Raw genomic sequence first — 18433 nt, forward strand, 5'->3', positions numbered from 1 at the left:
GTTCTTTTTCCTTATAGGTATCCACTTCTTTCTTTAAACCTTCTTTAAAGAAACTAATTTGATCTTCTTCCATATTCTTGATTTCATAGTTAATTTGATCAATAACTAAATCAACTTGTTCTTGAATATCTCCCTCAATAATTTGAAGTGCCTCATTTTCTTTCATCATATTCTTTCACCTCACAATTTAATGCCAATGGCTTCACTTATATACTTGTCAATGGTCTCTCCAACTTTAGCTGAACCATGTCGATCTGGTATTTCAACTAAAAGTGGTTTTTGATAGTTCAACTTCATATTAGATATAATGTCTGGACAAGTATTTACAATTTTAGTCGTCATTAAAACAATTACGATTTCAGGATCTTTGATACAAGTGTTTAGAACATCAAGTACTTCTTGACGTTCATGAACAACTGTTCCTTCAATTCCTGCAAGACGCAACCCCATTTGTGTATCGACATTGTCACTAATACAAAATACTTTCACGTTTTTTCTCCTATAGTTTGTTCATGATTAAGATTGAAATTAATAGACCGTAAATTGCAACCCCTTCACCAAGTGCTACGAAGATAATTGCTGTACCAAAGTTTTCAGAATTTTCTGAAATAGCTCCAATAGCAGCAGGTGCAGCAGCCGCAACGGCAATACCAGCACCAATAGCTGAACAAGATGTTGAAAGTGCAGCAGCTAAGAATCCCATACCTTGAGCATTAGTTCCTACAATTGACATAACAGGGTTTGTACCTTCAGCAGCTAAAGCTACCATTCCATTTAGTTGGAAAATCATTGCTAAAGCAAATACTCCAGCAAAAATAGAAATTTGTGCAATTAATTTGAATTTAGCAGTTTTAGCATCTGAACCTTTTTTAGCCATATAGAACAATGGACAGATAACAAGAATAACTGCGATAAGTGGTAAAAACATTTCAATAAAAGATAACATAATACTTCTCCTCCTCGATTAGTTGTCTGATGAAATCAGTGTAAATTTCTTACCGCCACCTTGGTAGTAACGGCTAAACATTTCATAATATTCTAGACGTAGTGTTTGAATACCTACGATTAATCCTTCAAGTGCCATAACGAATAAGTTACCGATGACAAAGACTATTGGTCCAGCATTGCCTGTCATTTCAACAAGCGTCATTACTACCAACATCATCCCAGCATGGCTGAGTACGAATCCGCCGACACGAAGGTAAGACATTGAGTTTGTGATAAAACTCAATAAGATTTCAAATACTTCAAAGAACGTTTCCAAACAGAAATTACCCCAACCTCCATGTGGTTTGATTCCTTTACCTTGAATTAAATGAGATAAAGGTTCTTTGAAGAAGAATAAAACAATGGGAATTCCTACAAATGGAATTAACCATGTAGGTGTTAATAGATTGAATCCAAAGACAAATTGTCCTGCAATAGCCACCATAAGGAAGCCATAGAAAACAAATCCTGCAAGTCCATTTTGACTAAAGAATAATTCTCCCCAATCTTTATGTTTAATATGAATAAACATATTAATCATCATTGTAATCAAAATTAAGACTGCTCCAATTACTACCGCACTAATCAATAGTGTCATTGTAAAGTTACCATCCATAACATTGATTAATTTCTCATGAACATTAAATAATCCTTGATGCACTGGAATCAATATTTCTTCATTTCCAAAAACTGAACCAAATAAGAATCCAAATAGCATTGATGTAAGTCCAACACGACCAACAATTCCTGCAAGTTTATTATTTAATTTCTTTTCTAATAGTAAGCCACCTAGAACTAACAAAAACCCTTGTCCTAAATCACCGAACATAATTCCAAACAAGAAACAATAGGTAATCCCTACGAATACAGTTGGATCAATATCGTTATAAGCAGGTAAGCTATACATCGTCACAAACATTTCAAAAGGTTTAAAGAACCAGTTATTTTTCAATAAAGTTGGTGGTGTTAGATTTGGAGCATCACTTGGTTCATGTGCCTCAATTTTTACATCAACACCTTCAAATTCTTTTTTAAATTTATCCATATCGTGAGCTGGTACAAATCCAACTACGACATATGAATCCTTAAATACCGCAATGTATTTATGTAAGTTATATAATCTATCTCTTTCATCACAATAAGTGAATACATTGATTAATTCTTCTTCATATTCTGCAATAATTTTTTTACTATCAACTGTAGGAATTTTAATTTCTTCTAAGAATAAACCATCAAAGATTTTTCTTGTTTCTCTTAAATGTGTATTTGCAGTTGCATAACATATCCAATGATATTGAGAAGTTGCATGAAGCTTAACCATAATAAATTTATGATCTTGAATCATATTCAATTTCTTAACACTTTCAATTGGTAATCTACCCATACCGAATGATACATATTGACAGTCATGCATTGCTCTAAAGTCAAGTGCACGTAATGCTTCTAATGCTACTTCATCATCACTTGTAAGTGTATTTGACTCAACTGAATCACTAACTACTTTAAATTGTTCTTCTACTTCTTTAATGAAAGTTTCAATTTCTTCCTGAGTATATGTTCTATCAATTGAAGCTTTCGCTTTCATTTCAAAACCGATACTATGTCCAATATTCTTTAATGAATTCACATAGTCCGAATAAACATTCTCAACAGAAAGAAGTTTACCTGCATTTTCCTCATTCACGAAAGAACTAGCGTTCTCTGCATGAAGGTAAGGTGATGTAGCACATCTCGTCAGCATTTCTTCATAGTTTTGTTCAGTTGTAGAAATACTAACTAATTTCATTTTTGTAATTGCCATGATTAACCCCCTTCTAATAAATCAATAGCCTTTGAATCTTCTCAGGCGATATTTTATAACGAATACCTTCGATAATATCCACTATATTTTGAACTTCCATCTCCGAAAGAACCATATAAGCTAGCAAAACAATATCTGGGCTTGAATTAAAATATAAATAATGCTTGTTGATATTGAAACTAATATGCTTTGTAAAGTATTCAATGTCAACAAAACGTTGTGGATCAAAATATCGTCCATACTTTGTCTTATCAATATAAGCTATGATACCATCTGCATCGCAATGCTCGACTAAATATTCTATATCTTTTTTTGTAAAGTTAATTCTTATAGGCGATATTAATTCTTTGATTTGTGATACAGAAGCATTGAAGTATTTCTTCAAACGATAGATTTTAGTAATATTCTCAAGTTCTACTTGAGTTAAGAATATCTCTTCTATATCTTTACGATCGGATCCACTAAATCCCTTTTCTATCATTTTAAGTACTGTCTCAAAGTAATAATTTCGTAATGCACTTTCACATGCCGCAAAATCAAAATCATCCATTTTTTCTGTTCGATGTGGACGTAAAATTTGTGCATAATCCGTATTTTTTAAAACTTCTAACAATTCATCAAATGTGTGTACATTAGCTAAATTACTTATTTTAAATGATGTTTGTTGTTCAATGTATGTTGGCATCTTCGCAATAAAAACGATTTTATCATTGCTTTCAAATGATTGAATACAATTCAAAATTTCATGAATTTCGTTTTCTATTATTCCATAGCGGTAAAAACCATCTTTAGATGATCCAACATAACGCATCAAAGACGAAAAGCGCATAAATAGCCCTTGTCTTAAAAGTGCTTCCAGTTGTCCACGATGAATTGCCTTTTCATTAATACCTGCCAAAACGTCACGATAATAAGTTTCGTTTTTTAAATAGGCTGCTACTTCAGCTACTGACTTCTTTTGTAACATTGTTTGATATTCTTCTGGTCGAATACGTTCACCAAACATTGCTTTTGCTTTTGCTGTAAGTGCGCCTGCTGCCTTATTGGTCATGGCTACCCTCCTTACAAGCTAATTAATCTAAACAATGTTTAAGTATTGTTTCGCACCATTCATCTTTTTTTGTTTGAAAGACTTCTTCAATGTTTTTTGATACCTCTTGAAAATTAGCATCATTATCATGTGCAGCTTGTTGGATACCTTGATCTAATTCTTCTTTTATTTGATCAACTTCTTTTTTTACATCAATCCAAGCTTGCTCACTAATACTTTTCTTTTCATTGGCAATCTTTTGCTTAATGTCAAACTTAAGTTGATGGGCTTCATCTACCTTCTTACGGGCATTTTCATCTTTATTTATTAATTCTTGGATATCATTAAGTTCCATATTGATTCTCCTTTCAAACAAACTTACCATAGTACTATACTCCTTTTCACACCACATTTCAATGGTAAAAGCCTTTTATTAAGGGGTTAAACATGTTAAAATAATATCAATTGCGAGGTAATAATAGTGAAAAAATATTTAACAAAAACAAGTGCAATTTATATTGGCCTTTCCATAGTAATTTCATTAGCAGTAAGCTACTTTATGCGACCTTCTTTTCTATGGATAATTAATACACTTACATTAACTGGTGGAATGGCTCTAGTCATTGGGATATTCCGATATTTATGGATTAAAGGTGATTTTGATCTCTTTGGATATCGCCAAACAAAAAGTGGTTATTTAGAATATAAAAGACAGTTATTGGAAGAAAGAAAAGACCTAGCGAATCCGCTTTTAGGAGCTGGTGGAGTATTAGCGTTTCTTGCGGTTGTACTAACATTCTTCTATTAGAAGGTAAATACCTTCTTTTTTTATAATGCACCCATTTTTTGCTTTATAATAGGCATATGAAACTGATAGTTGCGGAGTTTCAAAGCAGAATTGGTAGTGGCAACCACACTATTTTCGATACAATGAGGTCAGTCAAAAAGGAGAAAATAGTATGAATAAAGATATATCAAAACGTCTTATCAATTTGCGTACAAGTCATTATTTAACTCAAGAGGAATGTGCCACTAAAGTTAAGGTTTCCCTAGAAACTGTAAGACAATGGGAAAATGGTGAATTAAAGCCAAACAGTGATGATTTAATTGCTTTAGCACGATTATATCAATGTAGTATTGATGAACTAATTCATGATCCAAACGAAAATAGCAATTCATTTAATGGAAATCTTCACATTAATTCAAATGGGATAGAAATAAGTTATAATGATAAAAGCATCCAAATCAACGAAGAAGGTGTTGTCATTAATTCACCTAACAATGATTTGGAAGTAACCAAGAATGGTATCTTCAAAAATGGGCAACTTGTAAAAAAAGTAAATATCATCTTTGAATATGATGAAGAAGTAAAATAAGGAGAAAGAGAATATGAATATTGAAATTGCAAACCGTTTAGTAGATTTAAGAAAACAACATGGTTATTCACAAGAAGAGCTTGCTCAGGAATTAGGGATTTCTAGACAAGCTATTAGTAAATGGGAACGAGCAGAATCTTCTCCTGACACTGATAATTTAATCTTACTTGCAAAATTATATAATATTTCACTGGATGAAATGTTAAAAGCAACTTCAGAAACTAATACTGAAGAAAAAACACAGGAACAAGCAACCGACGATACTACCAATTCTAATAAAAGAAAAGGAAAAGTACATGTTGGTTGGGATGGCATCCATGTCAATGATGGTGATGATATTGTTGATATCTCTTGGGATGGTATTCATGTAGTATCTAAAGAAAAAGATGAATTTCATTTAGGAAGAAAAGGCATGCGTGCAAAAAGTAGTGATAATGAAACATTCGATGCAGACAACGATGGTGTATATATAAATGGCAAAAAAGTAGAACGTGAAGATTGGTGGAACGAAGAATGGTCTGATGATGATTATTCGTATAAAAGACATCCCCGCACAGTCTTTGACTACATTCCTTATGGTGTTATTGCTTTCCTTGGTTTCTTATATCTAGGTATCTTCGAAAGTATGTGGCATCCTGCGTGGATTCTATTATGTACTATTCCCATATATACAAGTTTTGCTAAGGCTATTCGTAAAAGAAATCCATATTGTTTCAACTATTCAATGCTTGCATTCACTATCTTTATTTATGTAGGATTTGTATATGGTGCATGGCATCCAGGTTGGGTCGTATTTATAACTATTCCTGTATATTACTACCTTGTTCACTTTTTTAAAAATTTATTCAAACGTAATAAAAAAGATGCTTGGGTTGATGTAGAATATGCTACAAAGAATAAAGATGACTCTGGAATCAATGTTGTTTATGATCTTGATGATGAAGACGACGATGATGACGATGACGAGAAATAAAAAGAAAAGAGCAGTAGCCATCAATTTGATGATTACTGCTCTTACTTTATTTAAGTTCTTTTTTATATTCAGCTAATTCTTGTTGATTTGCCCACACAAAGTGTCCAGGCTTGATTTCATGAAATTCAGGTTTATCAACTGAATAATCATGCATATCTTCATTATACACAATTAACTCTTTTGTTTTCTCAATATGTGGATCTGGTAAAGGAACTGCAGATAACAAACTCTTTGTATAAGGATGAAGACTATTTGTAAATAGTTCCTCAGTCTCTGCAAGTTCAACAATACGTCCTTTATGAATTACTGCAATACGATCAGAAATAAATCGAACAACAGATAAGTCATGAGCAACAAATAGAACTGTTAAATTCTTTTCTTGTTGGAATTTTTTCAACAAGTTTAATACTTGAGCACGAATTGATACATCAAGTGCTGAAATTGGTTCATCCGCAATTAGTAATTCAGGTTCCATTACCATTGCACGTGCAATTCCAATACGTTGACGTTGACCACCAGAGAACTCATGTGGATAACGAGAAGCATGTTCAGGAAGTAACCCAACACTCGCTAAAGCATTTTGTACTTTTTCTTTACGTTCATTTTCATTTTTATACAAATGGAAATTATGTAATCCTTCTGAAACGATGTAATCAATCGTTGCACGTTCATTCAATGATGCAGCTGGATCTTGGAAAACCATTTGAATATTACGAATTACTTCGCGATTTGTAGTTTCATCCAATTTACCATTTATTTTTTTGCCATGAAATAATACTTCACCAGCACTTGTAGGATTGATTTTAATAATTGCACGTCCGATTGTTGTTTTTCCAGAACCAGACTCACCAACTAGTGAGAATGTTTCACCTTTATAAACATCAAACGTAACATTTTTTACAGCCGTAAATGATTTCTTACCTTGTGTAAAAGTAACGGCTAAATCTTTTACTTCTAAAAGTTTTTCCTTAGAATTAGTCATTGTATTTACCTGCTACTTTCAACATACGTTCATGCAATGTTCTGATTGCTTCTGGAGGTTCTACCTTCGGAGCACGAGGATCAGCCAACCATGATTTCACAAAGTGTGTTCCACTTACTGAAAACATAGGAGGTTCTTCTTCAAAATCAATTTTCATTGCATAAGGACTACGCATTGCAAATGCATCACCTTTAATTTGATCATAAAGTGAAGGTGGAGTACCTGGAATTGCGTATAATTCTTCTCCCTTTAATCCTAATTGAGGAAGTGAAGAAAGAAGTCCCCATGTATATGGATGACGAGGATTGTAGAAGATATCTTCAACTTTTCCGTATTCAATAATTTGACCACTATACATAACTGCAACACGGTCTGCAACATTCGCCACAACACCTAAGTCATGTGTAATATAAATTGTTGTAAATCCGTATTCTTGTTGTAAGTCACGAATCAAACGAATAATTTGTGCTTGAATTGTAACATCTAATGCTGTTGTAGGTTCATCACAAATTAAGATTTTAGGTTTACATGCTAACGCAATCGCAATAACGATACGTTGACGCATACCACCAGAGTATTGGAATGGATATTCATCAAAACGTTGAGCCGCATTATGAATACCAACTTTTTCCATCATTTGAATAGCTTCAGCTTTCGCTTCAGACTTAGTCATTTTTTGGTGTTTTTCAATAACTTCCGTAATTTGTCTTCCAATTGTTAGAATTGGATTTAGTGAAGTCATTGGGTCTTGGAATACTGTCGCAATCTTACGTCCACGAATTTCTTCCCAGCCTTTATCATTTTTAATATCTAATAGATTTCTATCTTCGAATATAATTTTACCATTATCCACAACTCCATTTACTTCTAACATTCCAGTAAATGTTTTTGTTAATACTGATTTTCCGCTTCCTGATTCACCAACAATCGCTAGTGTTTCACCCTCATATAATTCAAGTGATACATTACGAATTGCTGTAAGTTCTTTTGAACGAACCTTGAACTTAACCACGATATCAGAAGCAGATAGTACGATTTTTCTTTCCATCTTAAAATCCCTCCTAAATATGTGTCTTTGGATCAGACGCGTCTGCCAAATTTTGTCCTACTACATAAAGTGAAATAGTAATTAATGCCAATACTGCAACTGGAATCCAGAATGTATGCGGTGATTGAGCTAAATAAACTGTATTATCACTAATTGTTTTACCAAGTGATGCTGTTTTTTCACCAACTCCAATTCCTAAATAAGATAAGAATACTTCCAATGAAATGAAAGATGGAATATCTCTAGAAATTGATGTAACGATAACTGAAATCAAATATGGAAGAACATTGTTTTTAACAATATTCCAATTTGAAGTACCTAAGCAACGACTCGCCAAGTTATATTCACGGTCACGAATAATCATTACTTGAACACGAATGAAATACGCCGTGCTTAACCAAGATGTTACAGAAAGTGAGAATATTAATTGTGTTGTACCACGTCCTAAAATATACATAAGAACGAAGACTAATAATGTAAAAGGTACATTCGCAATAACGTTGTAAATTTCAAGCATGAATTTATCTAAACTCTTTAAATATCCCCAGAAAGCACCCACAATTACACCTAATACTGTTGTGATTGCAGTTGCTGAGAAAGCGATAAATAAGGAAGTTCTAGCACCTAACCAAACTTGGTCAAACAAACTATCACCAAATGAATCTGTACCAAACCATTCTGTTGCATTAGGTGGATTGAATTTTGATCCTGGCACATTAATATTAACGTGTTGAGAAGGATTATATCCACTAAGCATTGGTTGAATTAATGCTAATGTAAGAACAATTATAGAAACAACCAAGAAGAAGATTGTAACTTTACTTGCAAAGAATTTCTTAAATACTGATTTCCAATAAGAATATTGAGGAGCAGCTATATGTTCTGATTCTAATTCGTCAATATTGACAAAAGTAAATTTATTATCAGTCATTATTTTGCACCCCCCTCTTTCTCTGTTAATTGAATACGAGGATCTAACCAAGTAATCAATAAATCACCGAACAATACCGCAAAGATAGACACGGATGTGAAGATTAATGTCAACGCAATAATTAAGTTATTGTTATATGCTTTAATTGCATCTGGCAATAGTTTACCCATACCAGGAATTGCAAATACTGTTTCAGTAATAACGGCACCACTAATCGTTAATACGATTGAAGCTGGTAAACCTTGTGCAATTGGAATAATTGCATTTCTTAAAATGTGTTTAATGAAAATTTCATTTTGTGATAAACCTTTAGCACGTGCAAACTTAACATAATCAGCACTTGATTGGTCAATCATATAACGACGAATCCAAATCATTAATCCAGAAGTATTCAATAACGCTAAAATAATTAACGGTAAGACATAACTCAAGAAATTATGAGATCCTAATACTGGGAATTTATCTGGTAAACCAAAGAAAGTAGTACCAATTAAACGACCAAAGTAAATAAACGCTAAAGATGGTACAGCAATCATAAAGTTAATATACACAATACCCATTTTATCGACAAACTTACCTTTTTTACTAGCCATGAAAATTCCAAAAGGTAATGAAATTATATAAGCAAGAATTAAAGATAAAATACCAAATGTCATAGAAATAGACATCATTGATGGATCACTCTTATAAGATGCACAATTTGCATAGTTATCATTAAACTTTTGAGTATCCATACGGTCTAATGTAGAAGTTGCCTTATATCTACAGCTATGTAGTTGTAGTGGCGATTTTGAAGTTGTACCTGTTTCAAAAGTAACTTCTTTATTTACAGTTGTACCTTGTTCGCTTGAAATAACATCAATAATTGATTGTCCATCAAAAGTTGGATAAGAAGTTCCCAAATCTAACTCAATTAAATTTTGATGTAAGAAAGGGAAATTTGAATCTACGTAGAATAAATATTTATTCTCACAACCAGAACACATAATAGCTGGTAAACCATTAAAGTCAGTTCCAACATAAACCTTACGTTCTAGGTCGGGATTTTGTGGATCCTTTACAGCCCAAGGATTATCTATTGTTATAAGATTCTTATAGAAATCAAGAACGATTGTCGTCACCGGCTTATCTTTAAAAGCATACAACAAACCAGACCCCTTATAGGTCTCAATCGTGTATCCTTTAGCCTTATATTCATCTGCAATCTTCTTTGACTCAGCTGAACCAGCTTCAATACATTTAGCTAATTCTGAACCTTCTAGTGCACTGCACATATCTTTTTGCTCAACAAAATCGAGATAGCCAATGCTTTCCCATTTTATATATTTGTATCTTGTTTTTTCATCAATTTTACCACCTAATTTGATATAGGTTTGATCCACTTTAAACACTAAGTCACGAGGTAACAGTGTTTGGATCATAACTATCGCAATTGTGGTGACCAAAAAGATAGAGATAATTGACCGTATTACTCTTCCAAAAATATATCTCCTCACAATAACTCATCCTCCTCTATTCATAAAAAATTGATTAGGGGGAGCTCATCCCCCTAATCGATTATAGTTTGGGCTTAATTCGTTAGTCAACGAATTCTTAACACAAATCTCGTAAGTTTGGAACTATTTCATCCAAGCTTCTTTAGCAGCTTGATAATCAGCAACTGTAATTGCTTGATCAGTAACTACTAAATTTTTGAATTTATAACCAGAAATTCCAGCCATGCTATATGAACGTTCAAATGGATTGAACTTAGCTAAGTGGTAATTTACAGCTCTTGTTTGTGTTTGAATTGGGAATGCTAATGCATTATCAATTAAGAAAGCTTCAGCTTTTGCATATGCAGCATAACGAGCATCATTGTCATTAACGATAGCATCTGCTTCGTCTAACATTGCTTGGTATTTATCTAGACCTACAGCTTTGATTGCAGCTTGGTTAGCTGGATCATTGTAGCTAGGGTTATCTGCTTTTGCAATACCCATTGTTGTTTCAATAACGTCACCGCTCTTAATAGACCAAATGTTTAAATAAGTTTTTGGATCTAAATAGTCAGCACCCCAACCAGTAGATGTATTAATATCCCAGTCAGTGTCTTCAGGACCTACTGCTGTATAAGAAGCTCTACTTACTGTATCATCATCAGCTAAAATTACATTAATTTCAACATAACCAGGTAATGAAGATTCAATTGATTGTTTTAAAGATGATGCTTGAGCAACTAATGTTTTGTCATTTTGTTGTACTAACATATCAAGTTTAATAGGGAATGTAACATCAAGTTCAGCTTCTGCCTTCTTCATGTATTCCATTGCTTTTTCAGGATTGTAGAAAGGATCAGTTCCTTCAGTTAATTCAGTAGCTGTTGTAACATTAGCTGCTACTAAGTCACCATAAGGTTTTCCGTCACTTGTTAATACGAAGTTGTATGGACATTCCATATTACGTAATGCCATAGCAGCGATATCTTGACGCATAGCTTGAGACATGTAAGAAACACGGTCCATACCAGTCTTCATTGCTAAACGGAAGTTCGCATTTTGTAATGCATTATAAGTATCTTGTTTTTCTTTATCTGTTGTTTTGTTTGTATGGTTATAATTTGTACGGTTGAAATTGAAGTTCATACCGAAAGTATATGTATTTTGTAAACCGTTGTATGCATTGTCTTTATATTTATCAAGAGTAGCATCAAAGTTATCAGAAGATACAAGAATAACTGCTTCAGAATAACCAGAATTTTCGAAACCGTTTACAGTTGAAGCTGGATCTGATCCATCATCATATACACGAGTTACATTGTTGATATAAACGTGTTCTGCATCCCAGTAGTTTTCATTCTTAACTAATTTTTGTTCTGATTTAGAAACATTAGAAGTTAAAATGTATCCACCATTATAAAGAATTGAATCATAGTTAGCTGCATTACCGAAACTACATTTGTTAACATCTGCAGCTCCTAATTTACAACCTTCACCTTGTGCTTCAAGGAATTCTTGGTTAATTGGGAATAAAATTGAATAAGTTGTTTTTGTATCAAAATAAGATTCTGGAGCTTCAAGTGTATATTCTAGAGTATAGTCATCAATAGCTTTAACTCCTACTTCTTCCCAAGCAACTTGCCCATTTACATAAGCATCTAAGTTCTTGATTGAAGTTTGTACTAATCCAATTGTTTGTGAATTGAATTCAGCAGCATGACGTAGTCCAGTAACGAAGTCTTGAGCTTTTAATTCATCATAAACTTCACCAGTGCTTGTAACCCATTGAACCCCTGGTCTAATGTTGAATGTCCAAACAGTACTGTCTTCATTTGCTGACCAGTCCTCAGCTAAAGCTGGAACGTAATTACCCTTATTATCATTTTCAAGTAATCCATCAACTAGGTTCGCATTAATTTCATGGTCCCCAGCGTTTTGTGTTACTACATAGTCCATTGATTGCATATCTGTAGTGAATACATAAACGTAATCTGCTGAAGTTTTAGCTCCTGCTTCCCCACCAGTGTTAGGTGTAGAAGTGGCTGGCTTACTAGAGCACCCTGCAACCATTACTAATGCAAGTAACGCAATAAGTAATTTTTTCATAATCTTCCCTCCGTCAAATCAGTTGATTTGCCTCTTTATTTTATGATTATTAGGTGAAAAAGTCAAGAAACATTGAAATTATTTTCATAAACATTTTATGAAAATTTTTACATTTTATTTAATTTATTTCTTAGCTCCCCTATTCTAGCCTGTTTTTATGATATTGTGCACAATTCATTTCTCTGACAAATAGTTACTACAACTAGATGATGGCCTATAATCTCAATTAGATAGTCTAATAATCAATGTTCATTATAATATGATAATTTTAGCTATTCATAGTATTTATCATCATTTAGTACATTATGTCATTATTTTCTTATATTGGATTAAGTAACTTTAGATACTTTTATTTTTCTTCAAATAGAAGCTATAATAATTACAACATATGTTTATTAAGGAGAATCCAATGAAAAAATTAATCACACTTGTTCTTATGCTTTGTTTATCCATTTCATTGTTAGGATGCAGCAAACAAGAAGTTTCTACCAATAATCCCAAACTGGATGATTTAAACATGTTTTATAATACTCTTTCTAAAAACCATAAAAATCTCTATGCAAATATTTCTAAAGAAGAATTAGAAACGGAAAAAAACAAAATTGGTGAAAATATAGAAACTATGAGCGATTCTGATTTCTACTATTCCCTACGCCATTTGCTTTCACTTGTAGGTGATGCTCATACAATGTTGGATTATACAGATGAAAAGTATTCTTATTTGCACGCCTTACCTTTCGCAATCGTTAAATTTGATGATGGTTGGCACCTTATGATCATCAATGACAAATATAAAGATTATCTTGGCACAAAAGTTTTATCAATCAACGATATACCTATGCAAGAAGTTGTTGAAAAAGCGAAATCCATTATTTCCTATGAAAACGAAGCTTGGTTAGAAACCCAACTCTCTAATGCTATTAATTTTAAAGAAGCATTGGAATATCTTGGTATCATAAATATTGATGAAGATATCTATCTTACTATCGAAACAACCGATGCATCCATAGTACAAATACCCATCATTCCTTTAACAGAAGAAGAAGTTCAACAAGCACAACTTGCATGGTATGAACGTAAACAAACACCAATTACAGCCGCTCAAGAAATCTATCGTTATTTACCGCTTGATAATGACACTTTGTTTATCCAATATAACTCATGTCAAGAAGACCCAAATCTTTCCATGAAAGATTTCGCAAAACAAGTAGAGACTGAGTTATCTTCTACGACATACAACACAATCATAATCGACTTACGCTATAATACTGGGGGAAACTCATCTATCATTAATCCATTACTGAACGTTCTAAAAAAATATCAAATGAAAAATAATACACAATTTTATACATTAATTGGAAGTAGTACATTCTCATCTGGAATCATGAATTCAATCGACACAATTGAGGAATTAAACAGTACATTACTTGGATCACCTAGTGGCGGTAATGTTAATGGTTATGGTGAATTAAAATATTTTACACTTGAAAGCACACCCATCACAGTTAGTTATTCAACAAAATATTTTGAATTAATTAAAGGTTATGAAAAAGATTCCCTTTATCCTGATATTTCAATCCCACAATCTTATGAAAATTTTGAAAATGGAGTTGATGCTGAAATTCAATGGATTATGCAAAACAAATAATTATAAATAAAAAAGCCTGTAAGGTCTTACCATTTATTTGGTATTACCTTACAGGTTTTATTTATGCTTCATAAAGTACTTGCCAACCAATGCCATACTTATCTCTTACATAACCATACAATTCACTAAAAAATGATTTTTCTAATGGCATAATTATTTCACCGTCTATTGCAAGTTGGTTAAACCACATTGTTAGTTTTTCAATATCAGTTCCAGAAATAGTAATATTGAAATTATCTCCTACAGTAACTGGATTGCTTGGCATAGCATCAGAGAATTTCAAGGAGTTACCATCAATTTCTAAATGCGCATGGAGTACTAAATCCTTCAATGCATCATTCATTGGAAATGATGGATCACTTGGCATATCTTTAAAATACATTATTTTTGGTTCTACATTAAATACTTGTGCATAAAACTCAACAGCGTCTTTACAATTACCATTGAAATTTAAATAAGCATATATTTTCATATATAAAGTCCTTTCGTGTCGCCTTGACACTTTCTTTATATCATTTAAAATATCTACCTACAATGAATGTGATTATTTGTTTAAATTATAAAAATCTTTCAAATCTTTTTTAAGATCAGAAGGTAAATCATGCCAACGCATTCCAAGTATCGCCCCTTCTAATGCATAAAGACGATTGATACATGCACTATCATCTATTGCCTTAATTTTTAGCCACGCATTTTTACTACCCATCTTCACTAATTCACTTGGTTGAGAAATTCCCACTGCAATTAACTGTCTTTCAATTTCTTTTCCTATGTTTGGTAACTTCGATAATTCAGACATAAAAATATCTCCTTTTTGATATTATAAGTCATGGAGTATATTTCTACCACCTCTATTTAGAAATGATATAATTTGCTTGTAAATAAATAGATTTTACGGAGATGAATTATGACTAAATTAGAACCTACGCTTCAAAATGAAGCATTACACCAAATTAACTTAGATCCATCTAAAGAACCATTTAATCCATCACAAGTTGACTACATACTCGATACTTGTAGTGATTTTCGTATTGATATTTTTCCACAAGATGATTTAACTATGTTTTCTTCTGGTTATTCTGATTTGCTTGGATGGGATCAACTGGTTTATGATGATTATACTGACTTCTTTAAAAATATTCACAAAAATGATATGGATGAATTTACTAATGAATTCAATCAATTGGTTCAAAATAAAAAATATAAATCTTCTTTTGAGATACGCTATTTAAAAAGTGACAATACATATATTTGGCTAAAAATAAATCTAGTTTCACTATCCGATAGCGAAGGTATTGTTAAACGTATCATTGGATTTGCGAATGATATTTCTGCTTTTCACAATAAAATCGAAAGTGATAAAGATGAAATTTATTACGATCGACTTCTAATAGAAGCATCTTGTGATTACCTTTGGGAATATAGTATCTTTGATAAAGTATTCACTTTCACCGATAACGAATATAAACCTATTTCCATTGAACTTATACATTTGTTCACCGAAAGTTTAGGTGATTGCTTAATGGCATGTATGAATGAAATAGGCAAACATCATCGTTTATCTGAATATATGCGAGTATACAATGCTGAAAGCAAACGCGAAGACTGGTATGAGGTTAATCATATATCTTTACGTGACAAAAAAGGAAACTCATTGAAACTCATGGGAACCCTTAAAAATGTCAGTGACCATGTAGACGAAAAAAATCATCTAAAGCATGTTGCCTATCGTGATGCATTGACAAATTTATACAACCGTCATGCATTATCAGAAAAGCTTCAATACGCATTTGATGAATATAAAGAAACAAAGAAAAATACGGCAATCTTTTTCTTTGATTTAGATAATTTTAAAAGTGTGAATGATGAGTACGGACATACAGGTGGAGATATTGTGATTAAAGCTTTCTCTCATATCCTAAAAGCATTCTTTGAACAACATGATGGTTATTCCTTCCGTTGGGGTGGAGAAGAGTTCTTATGTATTCTTCCTTATACAACAGAAATTGATGCGACGAAGTTTGCGCAAAATATATTAGATTATGTTAATTCTATTGAACTTCCTTGGAATAATTCCAAAATTAAATTTGCCACATCTTGTGGAATATCAATATTTAAAGACGAAGATATTGATTATCATCAAATAATTCAGCGTGCGGATGAAGCAATCTATTATGTAAAATACAGTTCAAAAAATAGTGTTCATTTTCAAAAATAAAATAGTGGAATATCCACTATTTTTTATGATTATTATAATGATTCTTTAAACACTCAAATGTTTCAACACTTAGCACATGTTCAATACGACAAGAATCTTGATAAGCAATTTCTTTTTCAACACCTAAACTCATAAGCATTTGTGCAATCATCTCATGTCGTTCATAAACACTTTCGGCAATTAGTCTTCCCTTTTCGGTAAGTGTTATAAATCCATTTTCATCTACGAGTATAAGTTCATTCTCGCGGAATTTTTTCATTTGTTCACTAACCGATGGCTTAGAAAAACTCATTTCAGTTGCAATATCGATTGACCGAACATTTCCATTTTTTTTATGTAACATTAATATCGTTTCTAAATAATTTTCTGCTGATTCTTGTATTTTCACAAAAGACCTCCAAACCTTGTTATATGGTTTGAGTATAGCATATTCAAAATTCTTATTCAAACCGCATGCTATTCATATTTCTTTCCTACAATATATGTTGGGACAAGCATTAGTAGTATTAATAAAATTATCGCAACCGATTTCATTGTTTCATACGTAAATGGTGAAAATGCAGAATAAATTGCATAGATAATCGATAAGAGTACAAGATAGATTGATAACCCCACACAATTCGCATAGACAATTGCTTGCCAGTTATTATTATTTAATTTCAAACCAGCAATATGGAATCGCACAAAACCATGTGTATATACATCAACCTTATTTTGATCATAGTATATAGGTAACTTTGTTTTGGCAAAAAAAGTGAAATATACCAATATTATTAGTGTCAATAATTGAATCTTTCCTATTTCATTAACCGTTCCTTGGGGTGGTAAATAATTCATTGAACTCATCCATACAGAAATTATGCACATGATGCTTATTGATAAAAGAAAGTAAATTGTTTTCATCAATTGTATCCTCTTACTCATTGCTATCTCTTCACTAGTAGCTTGAATTGAACTTTCAAGTATCAAACCAATTTGTTCTTTGTCTAACTTTTCACCTTCTTTTATTCGTTCACTATGATAGAGTTCAGTTAAAGTTATATTGAACATGTTTGCAAGGGGTTCTAAAAGTGTAATATCTGGAAATGATAATCCTCTTTCCCATTTACTTACTGCCTTGTCGGATACACCTAATCTTTCTGCCACATCTTTTTGAGTGTATCCTTTTTCCTTCCGCAGTTCAATTAAGAATTCTCCAAATTTTATATTGTCTATTGTATGCATCTTGCACCTCCTAAGTAAAGAATAGATAATTGCACAAAAATTTCAACCGACCATTGGTAGAGTCAATAATAAAAGAGCCCGAAGGCTCTTCAATTAACGCATGTAATAAGGTTTTACGTAAGCTGGGATACCATCTTTCATAATGATAACTGGTTCCCCTTGAATAAGTGGACGTAAGTAGCTATAAGCTTCATCACTAATTCCACGGTAGTTTGGAAGAATCCATTCTGCTGGAAAATTCTTAACATGGTTTGCCACATTAGATGCATCAGTTGCAAAGTATTCAACATCGTATTCAGCTGTATCTTTACGTTTAACACCTACCATCTTACCTGTAAATGTTTTATCCATTGATCTCATATGAGCGCTCATACCAAGTTTGAAGCTTTCTTCTACGTCTACTAATGATTGTTCAGAAGCATGACAACGTTGAGCTGTTGATAAGTCTTGAACTTTACAACGAGAAGCTGAACCTGATTCAAGAATTAAATTCTTAAGCGCATTTCCTGCTCCACCTAAGATTGCATGACCGAAACCATCATTCTTAGCTTCACCAGCTGCAAGGTAAGTACCATCTGGGTAACGAACACCTTCAGAAACAACAACATAACATTTGTTTTTTTCTGCGATG

The 18433-nt window shown here is 32.6% G+C and carries 19 protein-coding genes and 1 pseudogene; 5 read left to right on the forward strand and 15 right to left on the reverse strand.

Annotation, left to right across the window (positions count from 1 at the left end; all coding sequences use genetic code 11):
• Window positions 1–180: 180 nt before the first annotated feature.
• Genes RSB60_RS06970 through RSB60_RS06990 form a run of 5 tightly spaced genes read right to left on the reverse strand, consistent with a single transcriptional unit; the run spans window position 181 to window position 4173 of the window.
• Window positions 181–489, reverse strand: a complete 309-nt coding sequence (locus tag RSB60_RS06970; protein ID WP_323381275.1) for a V-type ATP synthase subunit F — start codon at window positions 487–489, stop codon at window positions 181–183.
• Between the two features lie 10 nt (window positions 490–499).
• On the reverse strand, window positions 500–946 hold the full coding sequence (locus tag RSB60_RS06975; protein ID WP_332615372.1) for an ATP synthase subunit C: 447 nt from the start codon (window positions 944–946) through the stop codon (window positions 500–502).
• 18 nt (window positions 947–964) lie between these two features.
• On the reverse strand, window positions 965–2788 hold the full coding sequence (locus RSB60_RS06980) for a V-type ATP synthase subunit I (protein ID WP_332491349.1): 1824 nt from the start codon (window positions 2786–2788) through the stop codon (window positions 965–967).
• 13 nt (window positions 2789–2801) lie between these two features.
• Complete coding sequence (locus RSB60_RS06985) at window positions 2802–3839, reverse strand: V-type ATPase subunit (protein WP_332491347.1); 1038 nt, start codon at window positions 3837–3839, stop codon at window positions 2802–2804.
• Window positions 3840–3861: 22 nt separating this feature from the next.
• Window positions 3862–4173, reverse strand: coding sequence for a hypothetical protein (locus RSB60_RS06990; protein ID WP_332491345.1), 312 nt, complete (start codon window positions 4171–4173; stop codon window positions 3862–3864).
• A gap of 126 nt (window positions 4174–4299) precedes the next feature.
• On the opposite strand from RSB60_RS06990, the gene RSB60_RS06995 reads away from it, so the two are divergent.
• From RSB60_RS06995 to RSB60_RS07005, 3 genes are all read left to right on the forward strand, one after another.
• Complete coding sequence (locus tag RSB60_RS06995; RefSeq protein ID WP_323381280.1) at window positions 4300–4626, forward strand: hypothetical protein; 327 nt, start codon at window positions 4300–4302, stop codon at window positions 4624–4626.
• Window positions 4627–4777: 151 nt separating this feature from the next.
• Window positions 4778–5194 (forward strand): helix-turn-helix domain-containing protein, encoded by a 417-nt coding sequence (locus tag RSB60_RS07000; RefSeq protein ID WP_323381281.1) that lies wholly within the window; start codon window positions 4778–4780, stop codon window positions 5192–5194.
• A 13-nt stretch (window positions 5195–5207) separates the two neighbouring features.
• Window positions 5208–6167, forward strand: coding sequence for a helix-turn-helix domain-containing protein (locus RSB60_RS07005; protein WP_332516276.1), 960 nt, complete (start codon window positions 5208–5210; stop codon window positions 6165–6167).
• Window positions 6168–6213: 46 nt separating this feature from the next.
• Here the strand turns inward: RSB60_RS07005 and RSB60_RS07010 are convergent, their stop codons facing one another.
• The 5 genes from RSB60_RS07010 to RSB60_RS07030 all read right to left on the reverse strand — a co-directional run bounded on the left by RSB60_RS07010 (window position 6214) and on the right by RSB60_RS07030 (window position 12712).
• Window positions 6214–7149 carry an ATP-binding cassette domain-containing protein gene (locus RSB60_RS07010; RefSeq protein ID WP_323381283.1) on the reverse strand — a complete coding sequence of 312 codons (936 nt, stop codon included), beginning with the start codon at window positions 7147–7149 and terminating at the stop codon, window positions 6214–6216.
• The gene (locus RSB60_RS07015; RefSeq protein ID WP_332475535.1) at window positions 7142–8197 is read right to left on the reverse strand and encodes an ABC transporter ATP-binding protein; all 1056 of its coding nucleotides are present in this window, start codon (window positions 8195–8197) and stop codon (window positions 7142–7144) included. Before RSB60_RS07015 ends, RSB60_RS07010 begins: the two co-directional genes overlap by 8 nt.
• Before the next feature lie 13 nt (window positions 8198–8210).
• Entirely contained in the window at window positions 8211–9128 is a 918-nt protein-coding gene (gene oppC, locus RSB60_RS07020) for an oligopeptide ABC transporter permease OppC (protein WP_323381285.1), read from the reverse strand.
• Window positions 9128–10624 (reverse strand): ABC transporter permease, encoded by a 1497-nt coding sequence (locus tag RSB60_RS07025; protein ID WP_323381286.1) that lies wholly within the window; start codon window positions 10622–10624, stop codon window positions 9128–9130. The genes oppC and RSB60_RS07025 overlap by 1 nt, the downstream gene beginning before the upstream one ends.
• A 123-nt stretch (window positions 10625–10747) precedes the next feature.
• Window positions 10748–12712 carry a peptide ABC transporter substrate-binding protein gene (locus tag RSB60_RS07030; protein ID WP_332615378.1) on the reverse strand — a complete coding sequence of 655 codons (1965 nt, stop codon included), beginning with the start codon at window positions 12710–12712 and terminating at the stop codon, window positions 10748–10750.
• Between the two features lie 409 nt (window positions 12713–13121).
• Between RSB60_RS07030 and RSB60_RS07035 the strand changes: the two genes are divergently transcribed.
• Window positions 13122–14360 carry a hypothetical protein gene (locus RSB60_RS07035; protein WP_332615381.1) on the forward strand — a complete coding sequence of 413 codons (1239 nt, stop codon included), beginning with the start codon at window positions 13122–13124 and terminating at the stop codon, window positions 14358–14360.
• A gap of 61 nt (window positions 14361–14421) precedes the next feature.
• On the opposite strand, the gene RSB60_RS07040 is transcribed toward RSB60_RS07035, so the two are convergent.
• Window positions 14422–14832, reverse strand: a complete 411-nt coding sequence (locus RSB60_RS07040) for a VOC family protein (RefSeq protein WP_323381289.1) — start codon at window positions 14830–14832, stop codon at window positions 14422–14424.
• A gap of 72 nt (window positions 14833–14904) precedes the next feature.
• The gene (locus RSB60_RS07045) at window positions 14905–15159 is read right to left on the reverse strand and encodes a TfoX/Sxy family protein (protein WP_323381290.1); all 255 of its coding nucleotides are present in this window, start codon (window positions 15157–15159) and stop codon (window positions 14905–14907) included.
• A 108-nt stretch (window positions 15160–15267) separates the two neighbouring features.
• On the opposite strand from RSB60_RS07045, the gene RSB60_RS07050 reads away from it, so the two are divergent.
• Window positions 15268–16578, forward strand: coding sequence for a sensor domain-containing diguanylate cyclase (locus RSB60_RS07050; RefSeq protein WP_332491335.1), 1311 nt, complete (start codon window positions 15268–15270; stop codon window positions 16576–16578).
• A 16-nt stretch (window positions 16579–16594) separates the two neighbouring features.
• Here RSB60_RS07050 and RSB60_RS07055 read toward each other — a convergent pair whose 3' ends face one another.
• From RSB60_RS07055 to RSB60_RS07065, 3 genes and pseudogenes are all read right to left on the reverse strand, one after another.
• The gene (locus RSB60_RS07055; RefSeq protein WP_323381292.1) at window positions 16595–16966 is read right to left on the reverse strand and encodes a metal-dependent transcriptional regulator; all 372 of its coding nucleotides are present in this window, start codon (window positions 16964–16966) and stop codon (window positions 16595–16597) included.
• Window positions 16967–17034: 68 nt separating this feature from the next.
• A complete protein-coding gene (locus tag RSB60_RS07060) occupies window positions 17035–17802 on the reverse strand; it encodes a helix-turn-helix domain-containing protein (protein WP_332615384.1) in 768 nt (255 codons plus the stop codon).
• Window positions 17803–17895: 93 nt separating this feature from the next.
• Window positions 17896–18433 (reverse strand): annotated as a pseudogene (locus RSB60_RS07065) (diphosphate--fructose-6-phosphate 1-phosphotransferase); the annotation flags it as partial.

The organism is Anaerorhabdus sp., assembly GCF_036657415.1.
GTDB lineage: Bacteria > Bacillota_I > Bacilli_A > Erysipelotrichales > Erysipelotrichaceae > Anaerorhabdus.